Here is a 19,178-nt window from a genome sequence, read left to right as displayed (position 1 = left end):
TCCGACTGGTCCGACTAGTCCGACTGGTCCGACTGGTCCGACTGGTCCGACTGGTCCGACGGGTTCTTAGAGAGCACAGCAACGATGGCCAACCAGCCGGAAAAAACCACCGCCAACGCAGCAGCGCCTGCCGCACACAATGCCGGCGGCGCCCTGCTCGTCCTTGCTGCCGCCACCCTTTGGGGGACCTCGGGCACCTCGCAGGCCCTGGCGCCTGCAGGCGTCAGCCCCTGGAGCGTCGGCGCATTGCGCCTGCTGGTTGGGGGCGCGGCGCTCATGGTTCTCGCCTTCATGAGAGGCGGCCTGGGCAAAGGGCGCTGGCCCTTCTGGGGCACCCTGGCTGCGGGCGGGTTCGTCGCCATCTACCAACTTGCTTTCTTCACCGCAGTGAGCAGGACCGGTGTAGCCGTCGGCACCCTGGTTGGCATCGGGAGTTCGCCGGTCATCGCCGGCATACTGGGCTTCGTCGTCCGTGGAGAGCGCCCGGGCCGTGCGTGGGGGATTGCGACCGTGCTCGCCTTGGCCGGCTGCGGCCTCCTGGTCACCGGGGGAGGCGGGGTCGCCATCGACGTGGTGGGCGTCCTTCTGGCTTTTGGCGCCGGCACTTCCTATGCCTGCTACACCATGGCCATCAAGGTGCTCCTACCCGGCCGCACCTCCGAGGCGGTCATGGCGGTGGTTTTCTGTCTGGGCGCCCTGCTCCTCGCACCCGTCCTTTTCATGGCGGACCTCCATTGGGTCGCCCAGCCGCGGGGGATCGGCGTCGTGCTCTACCTCGGCGTGGTGGTCACCGCCCTTTCCTATTGTCTCTTCGCTATGGGGCTGCGCAGCGTACCGGTCGCCTCGGCGGTCACCCTTTCGCTCGCGGAGCCGCTGATGGCGGCGCTTCTTGGGATACTGTTCCTGGGCGAGCGGCTCACCCCTACGGCACTCGCCGGGATCCCGCTGCTATTCGCGGGGCTCGCCGTGCTCGCTTATTCAATGTCAGGTAAAAGGGCTGTTTGAACTAAAAGGTAAGGAGGCATTTCCATGGTATTCGCAGCGAAAGTTTCCGAGATTCCGGAGTTCGGCAAGAAACTGGTTGAAGTGGGCGGTGAGAAGGTCCTCCTGGTGAAGACCAAGGGGAAGGTCTACGCATGCGAGCACGAGTGTCCGCATCAGGGGGCGCCGCTGCAGGGGGCGCTGGTCAAGGAAGTCGGGAAGCTCTCGTGCCAGCGTCACGGCTACCGCTTCGATCTGGAGACCGGCATCTGCCCTGAGCATCCGGAGTGCCCTCTCACGGTCTACTCCGTAGAGATCCGCGGTGACGAGGTATTCGTAGACCTCGGGTAGTCTGTGCGTCCCTCACAGAAAAAATGTCCGTGTCACAAAAAAATGTTGACTCAAAAGACTTTTCAAGATAAGTTTGACCGCTCAATTGTAAATCCAGAGTAAAGGTGGTGAAGTTCATGTACGCAGTAGTCAAAACCGGAGGGAAGCAATATAAAGTTTCCGAAGGCGACTTTCTGAAAGTCGAAAAACTGGAGGGTGCGGTAGGTGATACCGTCGAGTTCTCCGAAATCCTGATGGTTGGCGGCGATAAGGTTGTTATCGGAACACCTTTAGTGCCCAGCGCCTCTGTAGTCGGCAAAATCGTCGAGCAGGGCAAAGACAAGAAGATTCTGGTCTTCAAGTCCAAGCGCCGGAAAAACACCAGGAAACTTAACGGGCACCGTCAACTCAGGACTATTCTCAAGATTGAGAAGATCAACGCCTAGGTAATATCTTAAACGGCGGTGCGGCAGCCGCGATTTTAGAATCAGGGCCGCTACCGGCAGAAGGAGCAGAAAATGGCACACAAGAAAGGCGTCGGTAGTTCCAGGAACGGTCGCGACTCCGACGGCCAAAGACTTGGTTGCAAGAAGTTCGGCGGCGAAGCGGTCAAAGCCGGCAACATCATTTACCGTCAGCACGGCACCAAGATCCACCCGGGCAACAACGTTGGCCTCGGCAAGGATTACACGCTGTTCGCCCTTATCGAGGGCGTGGTGAAGTTCGAGCGTCTGGGCAAAGACCGTAAGAAGGTCTCCGTCTACCCGGCCAACTAGCCAGCGCAGCAAGACGAAAGTGTGAAAGCCCGGAGCCGCAAGGTCCGGGCTTTTGCCGTTTGCACAGGAATATTCCTAATGAGTTTCATTGATGAAGTAAAGATTTACGTGAAGTCCGGCGACGGCGGCGCGGGGTGCGTCTCCTTCCGGCGTGAAAAGTTCATCCCGCTTGGCGGTCCCGACGGCGGTGATGGCGGCAAGGGCGGCGACGTGGTGGTGAAGGTATCGCCGCATCTGGCGACGCTGCTCGACCTGCGCCAGCACCCGCACCAGAAGGCCGGGCGCGGCAAGAACGGCATGGGGAGCGACCGGCACGGCGCCAATGGCGACGCCAAGGAGATCCTGGTGCCGCGGGGCACCGTTATCAAGGACGCGGAGACCGGCGAAACGCTAGCCGATCTGACCGAGTCTGATTCTTCCATCGTGCTCCTCAAAGGTGGACGCGGCGGGCAGGGGAACGCCCGCTTCAAAACCGCGACGCACAAGGCCCCGAAGTTCGCGCAGCCCGGCGAGCCGGGAGAGGAGCGCTGGATCAGGCTCGAGCTGAAGCTCATGGCGGACGTCGGCCTTCTTGGGATGCCGAGCGTCGGGAAATCGTCGCTCATCAGCAAGATCTCCGCGGCACGCCCGAAGATCGCCGAGTACCACTTCACCACGCTGAAGCCGAACCTGGGCGTGGTGAAATACAAGAACTACCGCACCTTCGTCATGGCCGACATCCCGGGCCTCATCGAGGGGGCGAGCGAAGGGGCGGGCCTTGGGCACCGCTTCCTCAAGCACCTGGAGCGCACCGGGCAGTTGCTGCACCTGCTCGACCTCTCCTGGATGCCCGATCGCGATCCGATCGCCGAGTACGAGGCGATCAACCGCGAGCTGGCACTCTTCAACCCGGAACTCGCCGAAAAGCGGCAGACCGTGGTGATCAACAAGATCGACCTGCCGCACGTCCGCGAGAACCTGGAGAAGGTGCTCCCTTACTTCGAGGAGCGCGGCATCAGGGTCTTCCCCATTTCGGCCGCGACCGGCGAGGGGATCGCCGAACTTCTGGACGACATCGCCTTCAACCTTTGGGGCGAGCCGGAGGAGACCTGGTAAGGGTTGGCACATAGTGGAGTGTTGAAGGGGGAGGGGCGCAAGCTTCTCCCCCTTTTCTTTTTGAGGCGCAGTGCGGAATGGGACTACGGGCGGCAATTGCGAAAAGACATGATAGACTACGATATTTGTAATTTCTAATAAATTGCAAGTGGTCGGACTGTGACAGGTGCTGAGCGGGAGCCGGACAGAACTCTTCAGGAGGTCGGCATGTACAGGATGATCCAGCTGGAATCCTTGGTACCCGAAACTCTGCCGGGCGTGTCGCTGTTCATAAAGCACGGCGAGAACCACGTGCTCTACAAGAATCCGGATCTCTCCTTTACGCAGTGGGATAAGGAGCGGCTGCTGGATAACAACGTGACGCACCTCTACGTGAAATCGGCGGAGATATCCATCTTCAACCAGTACGTCGAAGCCAACCTCGCGGCGGCCCTGAACGACGAGAACCTGGAGCCGGAGGTCAAGCAGGCCATGCTGTATCAGGCATCGGTAAACTACGTACAAGAGATTTTCGACAGTCCGGCCATTGCTATAAAACAGAACGTCGAGCGTTGCCGAAACCTTATTCAACACATACTGGATGACGTGATGAAATCCGACGGCGTCATGCCTGCACTCAGCAGTCTGGTCGACCACAACACCTATACCTATGTTCACTCAGTACAGGTGGCGACCTACTCGATAGCCCTGCATGTCAGGATGTTCGAGCTGAGCAGCGACGAGCTCATGGACGTCGGGATGGGATCGCTCTTCCACGACTACGGCAAAGTCTACGTTCCGAAAGAGTTGCTGGACAAGCCGGGAAGGCTCACCGCCACCGAATTCCAAGAGGTAAAGAAGCACCCGGTCTACGGTTTCAGCACCTTGAAGGATCTTGATATCTTCACCCCTGTGGCCCTGGGGATCGTCAAGCACCACCACGAAAAGGAGAACGGCAGCGGTTATCCCGACGGGCTTTCCAGCTACGACATCGCCCGCAGCTCAAAGATCACGGCCATCGCCGACGTCTTCAGCGCCCTCACCACGACGAGGTCCTATCGCCAGGCGCTATCCAAGGAGAGCGCCCTGGAGATCATGTACGGCGAGATGGACGGCTCCTTCGACCTGCACTACCTGAACTCCTTCCGGGACAGTCTCAACTGACAGTGCCATCCCCATATTGAACAAAAAAGCCCCGCCGGTTATAGGACCAGTGGGGCTTTTACTTGTGCATCAGGTGAAGGCGCAGAGCCTAGCGCAAGGCCGTTTCCACCATTTCCAGGAGCGGCCCGGGATAGACGCCGATGATGAGGATGGCGGCTGAAGCGGCGCAAAGGGCGAGCCCCTCGGCGAAACCGACCGGCTTGGGAGCGGGGGACTCGGTACGATGCATGTAGAGTTGTGCCACCACCCTGAGATAGAAGTAGGCGGACGCTGCCGCGCTCAGGATGCCGACGACGGCGAGCGGGACGATGCCCCCTTTGAGGGCTGAATAGAAGATGAAGAACTTCCCGATGAAGCCGGCTGTCGGGGGGATGCCGGCCAGCGAGATCATGGCGAGGGCAAGTACGCCGCCACGGACCGGGGCCGTAAAGCCGATTCCGGTGAAATCCGTGATCTGCTCGCGCTCTTCTTCGAAGGAGAGCGAAGAGATGGCGCCGAAGGCGGCGAGGTTCATGGCCGTGTAGATCGCTCCGTAAAGAAGCACCGCCGCATAGCCGTCCCGGGAGCCGGTCAGTAGCGCGAGGGCAAGGTATCCCATGTGGGCGACCGAGGAGTAGGCGAGCATCCGCTTGATGTTGGTTTGCCTGAGGGCGGCGAGGTTGCCGAGCACCATGGAAAGAACGGAGAGGGCGGCAAGCGGGACGCGCAGCTCGGCCATCGGGGGGAAGTGGCCGAGCAGGATGAGAAGCAGAGCCGCGGCGGCGACCTTCGAGCTCGTGGAGAGGAAGGCGGCGACCGGCGACGGTGCGCCCTGGTAGACGTCGGGCGTCCAGAGATGGGCGGGGACCAGCGAGAGCTTGAAGGCCATGCCGAGGATGAGGACACCCCAGCCTGCGGAGATGATGGCCCTGTTTTCGGGGCGCGTAAGCGCTGCGGAAAGCGCGAGGGTGCCGCTACCCGTGAAGATGAGCGCGAAGCCGAAGGCGGTGAAGGCGGCCGCCACGGCTCCCATCAGGAGGTACTTGAGCCCCGCCTCCCCGGACTCGGCGCGGTTCAGATCCATGCTGACGAGGATGTAGAAGGCGAAGGAGACCGACTCCAGCGCAAGGAAGAGGATCAGCATGTTGGTGGCGCAGGGGAGCACACACATGGCGAAAAGCGCGAAGAGGACGGTCGCGGGATATTCCTCACCCTTGAGGATGCGGCGTTCGTTGTACCCGTGGGAGAGGAGCAGGGTAAGCGCGGCGGCGAAGCTGAAGAGGGGGATCAGCAGCTGGGCAAGCGGCGTGAAGGCGAGCCCTGGTATGCACTGGATGGGTGCGGGAGCCGTAAAGGCAGCCCAGATGCCGGCGGCAGCGGAAGCGGTGACCCCAATGGCGGTAAGGCTCGAGGAAAGGAGCAGCGGACCGCAGAGCAGCACGAAGAGCGCAGCGCAGCCCGTGATCACAATCGGCATGAGGCAGTAAAGTTCGGTAAGGGTCATTCTAAATGCTCCAAAAGCTAACCACAGAGGTTTGGGTCATCTGCGTTCCGGGGTTACTTATTCAGCAGAAGCTCCAAAGGCGCCTTGAACAGGTCGAGCACCGGCCCGGGGTGCACGCCAAGGTACACGACCACCACCGCGAGCAGCACCAGCACGCTTCCTTCCCTCAGCGAAACCTCCGCGAGCACCGTCGGCTTGCTCTCCTTGCCGAAGAGCACCTCCTGCACCAGGCGCACCGTGTAGATGAGCGTCAGGACGCTCCCCAGAAACGCACCCAGTGCAGCGGCGGGGGCGACCTTGAAAACACCCACAAGGACGATCAGCTCACTCACGAAGTTGTTCAACCCCGGCACCCCGGCGGAGGCCATGTTGAAGACCAGGAAGAAGAAGGCGAGCACGGGGACCTTGCCCCATACGCCGCCGAAGTCGGAAAGGTCGCGGCTCTCCGCGCGCTCGTCGAGCATGCCGACCATGACGAAGAGCGCCCCGGTGGTGATGGCGTGGTTCACCATCTGCATGAGCGCTCCGGAGACGGCGACCGGGCTCCACGCGGCGATACCGAGCGCGACGAATCCCATGTGGCTCACGCTCGAGTAGGCGAGCATCCGCTTCATGTCCCGCTGCGCGAAGGCGACCCAGGCGAAGTAGCAGATGCCGATCACGGCGACCACGTAGACGAGCGGCGTCAGTGCGCGGGAGGCCTCGGGGAAGAGCGGGTAGGCGATGCGGATGAGGCCGTAGGCGGCGGTCTTCGAAAGAAGGCTCGCGAGCATGAGCGTACCGGCGACGGGGGCGTCGCAATAAGCGTCGGGCTGCCAGGTGTGTAGCGGGAAAAGCGGGAACTTGATGGCGAACGAGAGCAGGAATGCGCCGAAAAGCCAAAGCCCAAGTTGGTACGGGACGGCGGTGTGCATGAGCGCGGGAAGCGCGAAGGTGTAGCTGCCGGTCTGGGCGCCGTGCATCAGGTAGAGCGCGATGATGGCGAGCAGCATGAGGAGCGAGCCGACGAAGGTGTAGAGGAAGAACTTGATGGTCGAGTACACCGGCCTGCCGGTTCCCCAGACGCCGATCAGGAAAAGCATCGGGATCAGCATCGCTTCCCAGAAGAGGTAGAAGAGGAAAAGGTCGAGGCTCAGGAAAAGCCCCTGCACCGCGCCCTGCAGGGCCAGGAGCAGTGACAGGTAGAGTCCCTGCCGCTCCTTCACCTTCCACGAGGCGATAACGGCGACGATGGTGATGAAGGCGGTGAGGATAACCATGACGAGGCTGATGCCGTCCATCCCGAGGGTGAAGCGGATGCCGAAACGGTCGATCCAGCCGTGGTCCTGATACAGGAAGAACCCGGTAGGTACGCCGACTTGCGCGCCCCCCTGGCGGTCGATGGCGAGCGGGACGCAGGCGAGGACGAACTCGGCCACGCCGAAGACGAGCGCGAGCCAGCGAGCGGCAGACGCGCTTCGCCGAAGGGCGAACACGAGCAGCGCTCCCGCCAGCGGGAGGAAGATAAGCAGCGAAAGTATCGGGATGAGAGATGTCATCAGAGGTCCCGTTGGCGCGTCTGCGCCGGTTGCGTTACAGCACGAGCCACGCGAGGTAGCAAAGGATAAGGGCTCCCCCGGCGGCGAAACTGATCAGGTAGACGGCGACGCGCCCAGTGCTCCAGCGCCCGAGCCGCTGTCCTACCGAGCCGAGCCCCTTGCCCAGACCGTCCAGGGACTCGTCGATGACCCCTTCGTCCATGCGCTCCCACAGGACCCCGGCGAGAGCGCGGTAGGGGCGGATGAAAAGGACGTTGTACAGCGCGTCGAAATACCAGCCGTTGGCGAGGAACGAGATGAGCGGGGAGGGTGGCGACTGCGCCTCCTGCATCCGGTGTGCGCGTCCCTTGCCGTAGCGCAGCCACGCCGCCGCGAGTCCCGCGAGTGCGAGTGTCCCGGCCACGGCCTGCATGACGATCTCCTGCTCGTGCGTCGCCTCAACGGCGCCGCCCCCTGGGATCGCGGCGAAGAGGCGGGTGAGGAGCCCTTCGCCGATGTATCCCGGCAGGTCCAGCACGCCGCCGAAGAGACCGAGTATGGCCAGCGGGATGAGCACCGCCTGCATCACGCCGAGGCCGGAAGTGCGGTGCACGTGTCCGTTGCCCCCCCCGAAGACCAGGAAGACGAGACGGAAACTGTAGAAGGCGGTGACGAGGGCGGTCAGGAGTCCCAAAAGGTACAGGGACTGGTAAAGCGCCCCCCCCTTGTGCCAGACCGCCATGAGGATGCTGTCCTTGCTGAAGAAGCCGCCGGTGAGCGGCAGACCGGCAAGGCAGGCGGCACCGGCGAGGAAGCTCCAGAAGGTGAGCGGCAGCGTCCGCCTGAGCCCTCCCATCTTGAAGATGTCCTGTTCGTGGTGCATGGCCGCGATGACGCAGCCCGCGCCGAGGAAGAGGAGCGCCTTGAAGAAGGCGTGCACCAGCAGGTGGAAGGTCGCAGCGGTGACCGCTTCGGCACCGACGCCAAGCATCATGTAGCCGATCTGGCTGATGGTCGAATAGGCGAGCACACGTTTCAGGTCGCGCTGCGCGAGGGCGCAGGTGGCGCCGTAGAAGGCGGTCACCGCGCCGGTCACGGCGATGGCGGCAAGCGCTGCCTGCGAGGCCGAAATCAGTGGGTACATGCGCGCCAGGAGGTAGACCCCGGCGGTGACCATGGTGGCCGCGTGGATCATGGCGGAGACCGGCGTGGGGCCCGCCATCGCGTCCGGAAGCCAGACCATGAGCGGGACCTGAGCGGACTTGCCCATGGCGGCAATGAGGAAAAGGATGCCGAGGGCGGTGAGCACGGAGACCGGCATCAGGAAGCCCATGCCGTTCAGCTTGGTCACCGAGAGGGTCCCGAAGAGCTGGAAGAGCCAGGCGAGCGCGATCATGAAGGCGGTGTCGCCGATCCTCGTGGTGATGAACGCCTTTCTGCCGGCGTCGGCGTTGTTCGTGTCCCGGTACCAGAAGCCGATCAGGAGGTACGAGCAGAAGCCGACCCCCTCCCAGCCGAGGTAGAGAAGCGGCAGGCTCTCGGCGAGGACCAGGGTCAGCATGGCGAAGACGAAGATGTTCAGCAGGGCGAAGTAGCGCGCGTAGTCCTCGTCCTCGCGCATGTAGAAGACCGAGTAGAGGTGGATCAGGCCGCACACGAAGCCGATCATAACGGAAAGCGAAAGCGAAAGGGGATCGAGGTAGAGCGAGATCGGAATGACGAGTTCGAAACTGGCGAACCACTCCGCCAGCGTGACCACCGTCGGCGCCGTGTAGGAGAGGGCGGCCAGCGCGGCGCATGCGAAGCTCCCGAAGACGGCGGCGCAGGCTAGGCTTTCCACCAGCACGCGCGGCAGTTTCCTCCCGGCGATGGCGCAAGTGAGCCCGCCCAGAAGCGGTAGGAGGAGCATCAATGTCAGGTAGGTTGCCAGCATCATTATCCCTTCATCGAATCAAACCGGTCCGTGTTGACCGTCTGCTTGCGCCGGTGCAGGTAGACCACCATCGCAAGCGCAAGCGACACCTCGGCCGAGGTGAGCGCCATGAGCATCAGCGAAAAGAGCTGTCCATCGGCGATGCCCCAGTGCGCCGAGCCACCGACGAAGGTGAGCATGACGGCGTTCAGCATGATCTCGATCCCGATGAGCATCATGATCACGTTGGCGCGCCAGGCGACCACGCAGGCAAGCCCCATGGCGAACATGAGCGAGGCGACGATCAGGACGTGCGACAGCGGTACGCTCATTTGTGCCTCCCGAGGTACAGCGCGCCCACCAGGGCGAAGAGGAGCTGCATGGAAACGATCTCCACGGCGACCCCGTACTGCTTGAAGAGCGTGTAGGCGAACTGGCGCACCGGGATATCGGTGAAGCCGGGGGGGACCGCCCGCACGTGGCTGAGCAGCAGCACCGCCAGTGCGCCCACCACCACGACCACCAGGGCCAGGGCAGGCCACCAGTCGGAAAGGCGCGGTTTGGGCAGCTTCTCGGGCGATTCCAGCTCAAGCATCATGATGACGAACAGGAAGAGCACCATGATGGCGCCGGCGTAGATGATGACCTCGAAGGCCGCGATGAGCGGGGCCCCCAGGAGGTAGAACATCAACGCCAGCGCGAAGAACGAAACCACCAGGTAGACGATGGCCCGTACCGCCTGCCGCGCCGTAATGGCACAGAGCGTCCCGATCAGCAGTATCGCCGCCAGTATGTAGAAAACAGTCGCTTCCATCTCTCTCCAGATTATGCAAGTCCCACCCTTGGCGTTCCCGCCCCCGGAGGGGGAGGAACAGGGAGGGGGATTTTTTGTTGCGGCTGCGCCCCCCTCCCAGCCTCCCCCCTCCAGGGAGAGCAGTGCTCGGATGGAGCATTCTGATCCCCTAAGGCATGAGGCTCCTCGGGTCGAAGGGGGCCTGCTCGCCGTCACCGCTACCGCGCGGCTGCACCACACCGATGCCGGCATGGCGGTAGAAATTGTAGTCGGGATCCTTGCCGGTCCCGTCGATCAGCAGATCTTCCTTTTCGTACACCATGTCGATCACCTGCCGCCTGCAGTTGAACATCTCGGGCGACATCTGGATGGCGAGTGTCGGGCACGCCTCGGCGCAGAGGCCGCACAGGATGCAGCGCGAGAAGTTGATGCGGAACCAGGCGGCGTAACGCCGGCCGTTCTCACCTTCAGCCGCCGCCATCGATATGCAGTCGACGGGGCAGGCCCCGGAGCACAGATAGCAGGCGACGCAGCGCTCGGCGCCGTCGGGGTCGCGGGTCAGGACGATGCTGCCGCGGAAGCGCTCCGGCATGGGCCGACGCTCCTCGGGGAACTGCACCGTGACCGGCTTCCTGAAGATGTGGCGCAGGGTGATGGAAAGGCCGGTAAAGATCTCTTTTATGTCGGTCAGTATGGACATCTGTTCCCGATGTTGTTCTTGTTGCCGTAAGTTGCCTGCCGTCGCCTCAAACTTCGGCAGGATTTGCCGCGCCCGGAGAGGCGGCCGGGGCCCGGCAGACAGCGCGGGGCTGTCTGCCGGAAGGAGGTGTTAGTTGGGCCGTAGTGCCTTCAGCAAGACGTCGAGGGTCTGTTTGTGACGGTTGTTCTCTGCGTAGGCCAGGGCGGTGGTTCCGGAGTATGACAGCGCCATGGGGTCGGCGCCGTTGTCGACCAGCAGTTGACTGGTCTGGGTGCAGCCGTAGTTGGCTGCCAGCATGAGAGGCGTGTGGCCGTCACGGTCGCGGGCATCGACCTCGGCACCCTTTTGCAGCAGCAGGCGTACCACGTCCGCCTTGCCGTGCGCTGCTGCGAAATGCAGAGGGGTCTTTCCCTTGTCGCTTCTGGCGGTGATGCTGGCGCCGCGCTCCAAAAGTTCGCTCACCTCCGTCAGGTTGCCGGCCTTTGCTGCGTCCATGAGTGCGGTGTGGCCGTTTTTGTCCACCGCATCCACCTGTGCTGTAAACCCTGCCCCCAACTCGACTTCCACGGTTGTCGTCATCGCAGTTCCTCCTTTGTTGAATGCATTGCCCAGTACAACGCCCCCTATCGTAAAGCCAGCCACCATCCGGTGACTAGAATATTGAGAAGAGCTAGCGGTGTCAGGAACTTCCAGCCCAGATGCATGAGCTGGTCGTAGCGAAGGCGGGGCAGGGTTCCCCTGACCCAGATGAACAGGAACGAGAACAATCCGACCTTGATGAAGAACCAGAGGATCGGCGGCAGTAGCGGGCCGCGCCATCCGCCCAGGAAGAAGAGCGAGGCGAGCGAGCCCAGAGAGATGATGTTGATGTACTCCCCGACGAAGAAGAGCCCGAAGCGCATCCCGGAGTACTCGGTGTGGAAGCCGGCGACGAGCTCCCCTTCCGCCTCGGGGAGGTCGAAGGGGATGCGGCGGCACTCGGCCAGGATGCTGACCAGGAAGATCGCAAAGGCGAGCGGCTGGTACACGATGAACGGCATATCCGCCTGGGCGTTAACGATGTCGGCGAGGCTCAGCGACTTGGCCAGCATGACCACGGGAACCAGTGAGAGCCCCATGGAGAGCTCGTAGGAGATGAGCTGGGACAGGCCGCGGATGCTCCCTAAGAGCGCGTACTTCGAGTTGGAGGCCCAGCCGCCGAGGGCGACGCCGTAGACCGCAACCGAGGAGAGCGCCATGAAGTAGAGCACCCCCACGTTCAGGTCGACGACCTGCATGGTCACCTTGTGCCCGAAGATCTCCACCGGCGCCCCCAGGGGGATGATGGCGAAGGTGAGGATGGCCGGCAGCGCCGCCATGGCTGGTGCTAACGAGAAGAGGAGGCGGTCCGCAGCGCTCGGGATCATGTCCTCCTTGGTAAGCATCTTAATGACGTCGGCCAGCGGCTGTAAAAGGCCCCAGGGGCCGACGCGGTTCGGGCCGATGCGGTCCTGGAGAAAGCCGAGGATGCGCCGCTCCGCCAGCACCAGATAGGCTGCGTAGGTGAGTATGACGGCGAAGACGAAGACTATCTTCCCGAGCATCAGCGCTATGTCGACGGTATCCCAAGTCATGACTCGGTCCTTGGATCGCCCTGCAACAGGTTGAAGACGCGGACCCCTTCACCTTCCGGATCGAGGTCCTTCAGCTTGCTCCATCTACCGGTGAGGGGCTCCTCGATGGTTCGACCCCCCAGTCTCTCGATGAGCTGCGCCATGACGCGCCAGGCGTCCCGCTCCGCGCCGCCGGGAACTTCTCTGCGGTGCAGTCGCGGCGGGTGCTCGGCGACCGCGTCCGCGGTGGAGCCGTAGTACTTCGGATCGAGCCCCCTCAAGGGAAGTCCCGGCACCCGGGTTCGCTGAAAGCGCTGCGCGCGCCCCTCGTAGTTGATGGCTGTGCCGTCGGACTCTACCCAGGTGGTGGTGGGGAGAAAGACCGGCGCCTTCGCGGCAGCAGCGCTCGTACGCCAGTCGGCGCAGGCCAGGATCTCGATGTCGGCGATGAGTCCATCGGGAAGGTCGGCTTCGAAGCAGACCACACCCTTTATCTTCCCGGCCGAAGCCAGCTCCGAAAAGGCCTGTCCCCCGAATTCCAGGGTGAGGAGCCCTCCCGCCATGGCGTTGGGGCCCGGCTGCAGCATCACGAGTTTGGCTCCCCCGGAGGCAAGCTGGTCCAGGAGATCCGCATCCTTCTTCCCGGCGCCTGCGATGACCACCCCCCTGCCGCCCCCCTCGAAGGGGACCTCGTCCAGGGTGGCTACCGCGGTGAAGGTGAAGGGGAGCTTTTGCCTTGCCGGAATCGGATCGCCGTCCACCAGGTAGATCTGCGCACCGGCGAGAAACGCCTTGCGCACCGCCAGGGCCAGCATGGGGCCTTCTTCCATGAGATCAAGGGCATAGAGCGCGATGCACTCCGCCTTTTCGATGTCACCCAGATAGGCGCTGTTCTTCTCATGCAGGAGTCTCGCCGCCGCCACGCTGCCGGCAAGCTCTTCTTCGTTGCCGAAATAGCAGAGCCTGGAGCCGTCGACGGTGCGGGCGAGCTGTGCCAGCAGGGTCATCCCCTCCAGGGAGAGTCTTGAGGAGCCGACGAAGGCGAGGCTTTCGGCACCGTTTTGGGCGACGAACTTGTCGATCTCCTTGGCGGCCGCGTCGATGGCGACGTCGTAGCCGCAGGTGGCGCCGTCCAGGCGCGCTTCGCGCGGGCGCTGCGGGTCGTTCAGGTAACCCTTGTCAAAGCGGGCGCGGTCGCAGATGAACCAGCCGTTCACCTGGTCGTTGCGGCGTCCCACGATCTTGATGGTCTCCCTCTGGAAGCTCTGCGGCGCGGTGTTGCAGCCGACCGAACAGTGCTGGCATACCGAGGGGGCGAACTCGTAATCCCAGTAGCGGGCCCGGAAGCGGCCGGTCTTGTCGGTGAAGACCCCGGTCGGGCAGATGTCGACCAGGTTGCCTGAGAATGGAGACTCGAGCGCTCCCTCCTGGAACCTGCCGAAGTAGACACGGCCGGCGCTCCCGGTCACGCCGAAGTCGGTGCCGCCGGCGTAATCCTGGTAGAACCTGACGCAGCGATAGCATTCGATGCAGCGGTTCATCTCGTGGTGGATCGTCTCGCCCAGGTACTGGTTCTGGAAGGTCCTCTTCTTCCCCTGGTAGCGGCGCCGGCTGTGCCCCCCGGCGATGGTGAAGTCCTGCAGGAGGCACTCGCCCCCCTCGTCGCAGACCGGGCAGTCGTGCGGGTGGTTCATCATGAGCCACTCGATCACCAACTGGCGCATCCTGAGCGCTTCGGGATCGGTGGTGGATACCACCATGCCGTCTTGTGCCGGGAGGGAGCACGACATCTGGATACCCTTCACCGGGCCGTCCAGGAGTTTCACGGCGCAGAGGCGGCAGGCCGCGGCTATGGCGAGCGCAGGATGGTAGCAGAAGTGCGGGATGGTGATGCCGACGCTTCGCGCCGCCTCCAGCACGCTCGTTCCCGGCGCGACCTCTACCGGTATGTCATCGATGATCAGTTTGGGCATCTTCCTCTTTCGTCCTTATATGCTTCAGTCCCTTCTCTCTTATCCCGCGGCGCCCTCACCCCGACCCTCTCCCGGGGGGAGAGGGTCGGGGTGTTCAGAGGGAGGGGCTTTGTGTGCCCCGAAGTGCCGTACCTGACCTCGCGCTCCCCCCTTTGCGAAAGGGGGACGGGGGGGGATTTGCTCTTCGCAGCTCCGGGCCGCCGCCCAGCATCAGCCATCTGCCGCCCGCAGTTTGCGGGATAGGGCGCTAGCTTCTTTTTACCGCTACTTCAGCGGGCACTTCTTCTTCACGATATGCTCCCGCACCTCGTCCTCGAAGTCGCGCAATAGCCCTTCAAGGGGGGCCATGGCGCCCGGTGCGAGGGCGCAGAAACTGTAATTCAGGTACTTCACGTGCTCGCGCAGGATGGCGATGTCGTCCTCCTCGCCGCGGCCGTTCTCGATCCTGGTGAGGATCTCCCTTACGAAAGGAAGCCCCTCGCGGCACGGGGTGCACCAGCCGCATGATTCCCGGGCGAAGAAGGTGATCAGGTTCAGGGTCGCCTCGACGAGACAGTGGCTTTCGTCGAAGACGATCACGCCGCCGGAGCCGAGCCGGGAGCCGGCCTTGGCCACGGTATCGTAGTCCATCGGGAGCTTCATGTGCTCCGGTTTCAGGAACTGCGTCGAAGCGCCACCCGGGATGCAGGCCTTGAACTTCCTCCCTTCGCGCATGCCGCCACAGGCATCGAGTACCGCCTCAAGGGTGCTCCCGATCGGGAGCTCAACGCAGGCGCGGTTTTCGACCGAGCCGCTCACGCAAAAGAGCTTGCTCCCAGCCCCTTCCGGGTTCAGCGCGAGCCCCTTGAACCAGGCCGCGCCATTGGCGACGATGGCCGGGATGTTGGCCAGCGTCTCCACGTTGTTCACCACCGTCGGCCCCTGCCAGAGCCCTTTAACGGCTGGGAACGGGGGCTTTTGTCGCGGGTTCGGCCGCTTCCCCTCCAGGGCGTTGATGAGGGCGGTTTCCTCGCCGCAGATGTAGCGGCCGGCGGAGAGGTGCAGGTCCAGTTCGATGGAATGCTCCGTCCCGAGGATCTTCTCACCCAGGAGTCCCGCCTTTTTCGCCTCTTCGATGCCGCGCGCGAGGTTCGCCGCGGCCTTCTCGTACCCCTTGCGAATGAAGATGAAGGCGTGCCGGACGCCGAGCGCGTAGCAGGCGAGGGTCATCCCCTCGATCAGGGAGTAGGGGTTATGCTCGAGGAGCACCCGGTCCTTGTAGGTGCCGGGCTCCATCTCGTCACAGTTGCAGATGAGCCAGCGCGGACCCGGGAGGTCGCGAGGCACGAAGGACCACTTGCGTCCGGTCGGGAACCCGGCGCCGCCGCGGCCGCGCAGCCCCGAATCGATCACGGTCTGCTGCACCTCGGCAGGGCTCATCCCCGTAAAGGCCTTCCTGAGTCCCTCGAAGCCCCCCTCCTCGCGGTACTCGTCGAAGGTAACCACGCGGTTTGCGCGGTTATGTCGGAAAAGAGGGAGTGTCATGCTTTTTGCCGCTCCATCTCAAGGATTTCGTCCACCAGCTCGGGGGTCAGCTTCCCGTACGGGACGTCGCCCACCGACATGGCCGGACCGTCGCCGCACATCCCCATGCAGCAGCAAGGGAGGAGGGTGAACATGCCGTCCGCGGTGGTCTCGCCGAGGCCGACGCCGAGTTTCTTCTTCAGGTGCTCGATGATGCCTTCGCAGTCAACGCACCAGCAGGAGATGGAATCGCAGACGTGGATCACCTTCTTCCCCACCGGGCGGCGGTAGATCATCTCGTAGAAGGTGGCAAGCTCCTCGACCTGCAGCGGCGAGAGCCCGAGCAGGCTTGCCGCCTCCCCGACCGCCTCGTCGGTCAGCCAGCCGTAATGGGCCTGCAGCTCCTTCATCACGTCCACCGCGGCCTCCCGCGCGGTGATGGCGGAGGCGACGCGCGCCTCCAGCGTTTTTTTCAAACTCTCCGGTATCATCCCGAATTCTGCTCCTTGTTGTTACCGGTCCAGGTCCGCCAGCACGAAATCGATGGAACCAAGGATGGCGAGAAAGTCCGACACGAGCCAGCCGCGGCTCAAAACGGGGAGCGACTGGATGTGCGGGAAGGTCGGCGTCCTGATCCGCATGCGGTAGGCGGTGTGCAGGCCGTCCGAGACCGCGAAGTAGCCGCACTCCCCCTTGGGCGCCTCGATCGGGGCGTAGCACTCCCCCTTGGGGGGTGACATGCCGCGCGTCGCGTTCACGAAGTGGTGGATCAGCGACTCGATGTCGTTCAGCGCGTCCCGTTTTTGCGGGAGCGTGTAGCGGTAGTCCTGCGAGATCCAGCGGCCGTCCGGCATCCCCTCTGCGGCCTGCTTCACGATGGCGAAGGACTGCCGCATCTCCTCCATGCGTACGAGGTAGCGCGCGTAGCAGTCCCCGCCTTGCGCGATGGCGACGTCGAACTTGAAGCGGTCGTAGCCGCCGTAGGGCATCTTCTTCCTGAGGTCCCAGTCGAAGCCGCAGGCGCGCAGCATCGGTCCGCTGAGGCCCCATTCCATCGCTTGGTCCACCGTGATTGCGGAGACCTCCTTCAGGCGAGCGGTGAAGATCGGGTTGCCGGTCAGAAGCTTCTCGTACTCGGCCAGCCGCGGCGGGAACCACTCCAGGAAGGCGCGCACCTTCTCCTGCCACCCCGGCGGGAGGTCGTCGGCGACGCCGCCGATCCTGAACCAGGCCGGATGCATGCGGCCGCCGGTGATCAGCTCGACTATGTCGAAGATCTTCTCGCGGTCCGTGAAGGTGTAGAAGACCGGGGTCATGGCGCCGATGTCCGCGGCGAAGGTTCCGAGCCATACCAAGTGGTTCGCGATCCTGAACAGCTCGCAGAGCATGACGCGGATGTAGGTGGCGCGCTCGGGGATCTCGATGCCGCAGAGCTTCTCGACCGAGTTCAGGTAGGCGAGGTTGTTCTGCACCCCGGCCAGGTAGTCGACCCGGTCCGTGTACGGCATGAACTGGTGCCAGTTCTGACGCTCGCCGATCTTCTCGGCGCCGCGGTGGTGGTACCCGATCTCGCTGTCCATGTCGACGATCTCCTCGCCGGAGAGCTTCAACACGAAACGGACTACGCCGTGGGTCCCGGGGTGCTGGGGGCCGAGGTTCAGGATGAGGGTCTCATCGTCGACGCGGTCGAAGAAGTCGCTGGCGGGAAGCGCCTTGCGCCGGCGCGCCTCGTCGGCGGTGTAGGGGGGCATCTCGGTTGCGCGGGACGGGTGCTCCTTCCTGAGCGGGTGCCCCTCCCAGTCCGGCGGCATCAGGATGCGGGTGAGGTTTTTGTGTCCGGCGAAGCGGATGCCGAACATGTCGTACGCCTCGCGCTCGTACCAGTCGGCTGCCGGGAAGACCGAGGTGACGCTCGGCATCTCGGGGTACGCCCCGTCGAGCTCGGTCTTGACCCGAATTCTCCCCGGGGTGTCGAAGCAGGTGAGGTGGTAGTTCACGGTGAAGTCGCGGAAGCGGTCCCGGTCGCGCCGGCACGACTCGTCCACGCAGGCGATGTCCTCCAGGCGGCGGAAGGGGGAGGAACTGCGCTTCTTCAGGTGCGCGAGCAGCTCCGGCACCAGCCGGGCCGGGGCACGCAGGGTGAGCATGTCGCAGGCGGCCGGATCGACGGCCACCTCGCCGCCGAAAGCTGATTGCAGTTCGCCTTCGAGGCCGAAATCGGGGTAGGGGAGGCGCGGCTGTTTCGGGCGCCAGAGCTCGTCGGAGCGGGGCGCCGCGAAGTACGGGTGCTGCATGGCGCTGCCGCGGATGGCGATCCCCTCCATACCGGGGCCGCGGGTGTCGCGCGACTTTGTGACGCCGTCGACGAGGATCGGGGCCACCGTCCCCTGGGTACCCCCCTGCATGCGGAGCACGGGGCGGGTCGGGCGCTCCTCGGTCCTGATCTTTTGCTGCAGCAGCATGAGCCCTTCAAGGAAGGATTCGGGACGCGGCGGACAGCCGGGGATGTAGAGGTCGACGGGGAGGATCTGGTTCACCCCCTGCACGACGCTGTAGACGTCGTACATCCCGCCTGAGTTGGCGCAGCTCCCCATGGAGATGACCCACTTGGGCTCCGCCATCTGGTCGTAAAGCCTGAGGATACTGGGCGCCATCTTCTTGAAGACGGTCCCCGCGATCACCATGAGGTCCGCCTCGCGCGGCGTGCCGCGCAGTACCTCGGCGCCGAAGCGCGAGACGTCGTAGCGCGAGGTGAAGGAGGCCATCATCTCCACGAAACAACAGGAAAGCCCGAAGAACATGGGCCACAGCGAGTTAGCCCTCCCCCAGTTGATCAGGTCGTCCAGGTTGGTGAGGAGGACGTTTTCCGGTATTTTTTCGTCGTCTCTCTCGCTCAATGCTGTCTACCTCGCTCTCGGGCTGCGGACGGTCCCCACTCGAGGCCACCCTTGATCCAGAGCCAGACGAGCCCCAGCATTAGGATGACGATGAACGCGGTGATGTGGACGAGGCCGGGGATGCCAAGAAGGTCCCAGGCGGTGGCCCAGGTCAGGATGAAGGCACCCTCGACGTCGAAGACGATGAAAAAGATGGCGATGAGGTAGAAGGGAACGCGTGAGGCGTGGCGGGCTGCCCCGGTGGGGACGACGCCCGATTCGTACGGGATGTGCTTGTCAGCTGAGTCCTTGCCGGAGCCGAGGAAATACGCCGCGGCTAAAAGTAGGGCGATGAGCCCCACCGCGAACGCGGTGTAGATGGCTAGGGGAATGAACTCTACCTGCTGAGCGGTTAATGGCATACCGGCCTTTCAATGAGAGTATCAGGGGATTTTGGTACCCGTATAATCTAGCGTAGGGCGGCTGAAAGTCAATTTGTCCCGC

At 63.5% G+C, this 19,178-nt stretch carries 19 protein-coding genes; 6 read left to right on the top strand and 13 right to left on the bottom strand.

Annotation, left to right across the window (positions count from 1 at the left end; all coding sequences use genetic code 11):
* The first annotated feature begins 84 nt into the window (after nucleotides 1-84).
* The 6 genes from E8L22_RS04720 (at nucleotide 85) to E8L22_RS04695 (ending at nucleotide 4,325) form a co-directional block, all read left to right on the top strand.
* Nucleotides 85-1,005, top strand: a complete 921-nt coding sequence (locus tag E8L22_RS04720) for a DMT family transporter (protein ID WP_136524074.1) — start codon at nucleotides 85-87, stop codon at nucleotides 1,003-1,005.
* Nucleotides 1,006-1,029: 24 nt separating this feature from the next.
* Nucleotides 1,030-1,332, top strand: a complete 303-nt coding sequence (locus E8L22_RS04715) for a Rieske (2Fe-2S) protein (RefSeq protein ID WP_136524073.1) — start codon at nucleotides 1,030-1,032, stop codon at nucleotides 1,330-1,332.
* 116 nt (nucleotides 1,333-1,448) lie between these two features.
* Nucleotides 1,449-1,757: a 50S ribosomal protein L21 gene (gene rplU / locus E8L22_RS04710; RefSeq protein ID WP_012528601.1), complete on the top strand. Its 309-nt coding sequence runs from the start codon at nucleotides 1,449-1,451 to the stop codon at nucleotides 1,755-1,757.
* Between the two features lie 72 nt (nucleotides 1,758-1,829).
* A complete protein-coding gene (gene rpmA / locus E8L22_RS04705) occupies nucleotides 1,830-2,087 on the top strand; it encodes a 50S ribosomal protein L27 (protein WP_136524072.1) in 258 nt (85 codons plus the stop codon).
* 78 nt (nucleotides 2,088-2,165) lie between these two features.
* Nucleotides 2,166-3,182, top strand: a complete 1,017-nt coding sequence (obgE, locus tag E8L22_RS04700; RefSeq protein WP_136524071.1) for a GTPase ObgE — start codon at nucleotides 2,166-2,168, stop codon at nucleotides 3,180-3,182.
* Nucleotides 3,183-3,389: 207 nt separating this feature from the next.
* A complete protein-coding gene (locus E8L22_RS04695) occupies nucleotides 3,390-4,325 on the top strand; it encodes an HD-GYP domain-containing protein (protein WP_136524070.1) in 936 nt (311 codons plus the stop codon).
* Nucleotides 4,326-4,413: 88 nt separating this feature from the next.
* On the opposite strand, the gene E8L22_RS04690 is transcribed toward E8L22_RS04695, so the two are convergent.
* The 13 genes from E8L22_RS04690 to E8L22_RS04630 form a co-directional block, all read right to left on the bottom strand.
* A complete protein-coding gene (locus E8L22_RS04690) occupies nucleotides 4,414-5,808 on the bottom strand; it encodes an NADH-quinone oxidoreductase subunit N (protein WP_136524069.1) in 1,395 nt (464 codons plus the stop codon).
* Between the two features lie 53 nt (nucleotides 5,809-5,861).
* Nucleotides 5,862-7,346, bottom strand: coding sequence for a complex I subunit 4 family protein (locus E8L22_RS04685; protein ID WP_136524068.1), 1,485 nt, complete (start codon nucleotides 7,344-7,346; stop codon nucleotides 5,862-5,864).
* Nucleotides 7,347-7,380: 34 nt separating this feature from the next.
* Complete coding sequence (gene nuoL / locus E8L22_RS04680; RefSeq protein ID WP_136524820.1) at nucleotides 7,381-9,255, bottom strand: NADH-quinone oxidoreductase subunit L; 1,875 nt, start codon at nucleotides 9,253-9,255, stop codon at nucleotides 7,381-7,383.
* A 5-nt stretch (nucleotides 9,256-9,260) separates the two neighbouring features.
* Complete coding sequence (gene nuoK / locus E8L22_RS04675; protein WP_135868854.1) at nucleotides 9,261-9,569, bottom strand: NADH-quinone oxidoreductase subunit NuoK; 309 nt, start codon at nucleotides 9,567-9,569, stop codon at nucleotides 9,261-9,263.
* Entirely contained in the window at nucleotides 9,566-10,051 is a 486-nt protein-coding gene (locus E8L22_RS04670) for an NADH-quinone oxidoreductase subunit J family protein (protein WP_136524067.1), read from the bottom strand. Before E8L22_RS04670 ends, nuoK begins: the two co-directional genes overlap by 4 nt.
* Nucleotides 10,052-10,199: 148 nt before the next feature.
* Nucleotides 10,200-10,730 (bottom strand): NADH-quinone oxidoreductase subunit NuoI, encoded by a 531-nt coding sequence (gene nuoI, locus E8L22_RS04665; RefSeq protein WP_129125202.1) that lies wholly within the window; start codon nucleotides 10,728-10,730, stop codon nucleotides 10,200-10,202.
* A gap of 129 nt (nucleotides 10,731-10,859) precedes the next feature.
* Nucleotides 10,860-11,309 carry an ankyrin repeat domain-containing protein gene (locus tag E8L22_RS04660; RefSeq protein WP_136524066.1) on the bottom strand — a complete coding sequence of 150 codons (450 nt, stop codon included), beginning with the start codon at nucleotides 11,307-11,309 and terminating at the stop codon, nucleotides 10,860-10,862.
* 44 nt (nucleotides 11,310-11,353) lie between these two features.
* Nucleotides 11,354-12,343, bottom strand: coding sequence for an NADH-quinone oxidoreductase subunit NuoH (nuoH, locus tag E8L22_RS04655; RefSeq protein ID WP_136524065.1), 990 nt, complete (start codon nucleotides 12,341-12,343; stop codon nucleotides 11,354-11,356).
* Nucleotides 12,340-14,295 carry a 2Fe-2S iron-sulfur cluster-binding protein gene (locus E8L22_RS04650; protein ID WP_136524064.1) on the bottom strand — a complete coding sequence of 652 codons (1,956 nt, stop codon included), beginning with the start codon at nucleotides 14,293-14,295 and terminating at the stop codon, nucleotides 12,340-12,342. The genes nuoH and E8L22_RS04650 overlap by 4 nt, the downstream gene beginning before the upstream one ends.
* A 264-nt stretch (nucleotides 14,296-14,559) precedes the next feature.
* Nucleotides 14,560-15,819: a complex I 51 kDa subunit family protein gene (locus tag E8L22_RS04645; RefSeq protein ID WP_136524063.1), complete on the bottom strand. Its 1,260-nt coding sequence runs from the start codon at nucleotides 15,817-15,819 to the stop codon at nucleotides 14,560-14,562.
* A complete protein-coding gene (gene nuoE / locus E8L22_RS04640; RefSeq protein ID WP_136515342.1) occupies nucleotides 15,816-16,289 on the bottom strand; it encodes an NADH-quinone oxidoreductase subunit NuoE in 474 nt (157 codons plus the stop codon). Before nuoE ends, E8L22_RS04645 begins: the two co-directional genes overlap by 4 nt.
* A gap of 21 nt (nucleotides 16,290-16,310) precedes the next feature.
* The gene (locus tag E8L22_RS04635; RefSeq protein WP_136524062.1) at nucleotides 16,311-18,695 is read right to left on the bottom strand and encodes an NADH-quinone oxidoreductase subunit B/C/D; all 2,385 of its coding nucleotides are present in this window, start codon (nucleotides 18,693-18,695) and stop codon (nucleotides 16,311-16,313) included.
* A complete protein-coding gene (locus tag E8L22_RS04630) occupies nucleotides 18,692-19,096 on the bottom strand; it encodes an NADH-quinone oxidoreductase subunit A (RefSeq protein WP_136524061.1) in 405 nt (134 codons plus the stop codon). The genes E8L22_RS04635 and E8L22_RS04630 overlap by 4 nt, the downstream gene beginning before the upstream one ends.
* Between the last annotated feature and the right edge of the window lie 82 nt (nucleotides 19,097-19,178).

The organism is Geomonas ferrireducens, from assembly GCF_004917065.1.
GTDB lineage: Bacteria > Desulfobacterota > Desulfuromonadia > Geobacterales > Geobacteraceae > Geomonas > Geomonas ferrireducens.
The sequence above is the reverse complement of the archived record's forward strand: the minus strand, read 5'-3'. Positions and strand labels throughout refer to the sequence as shown.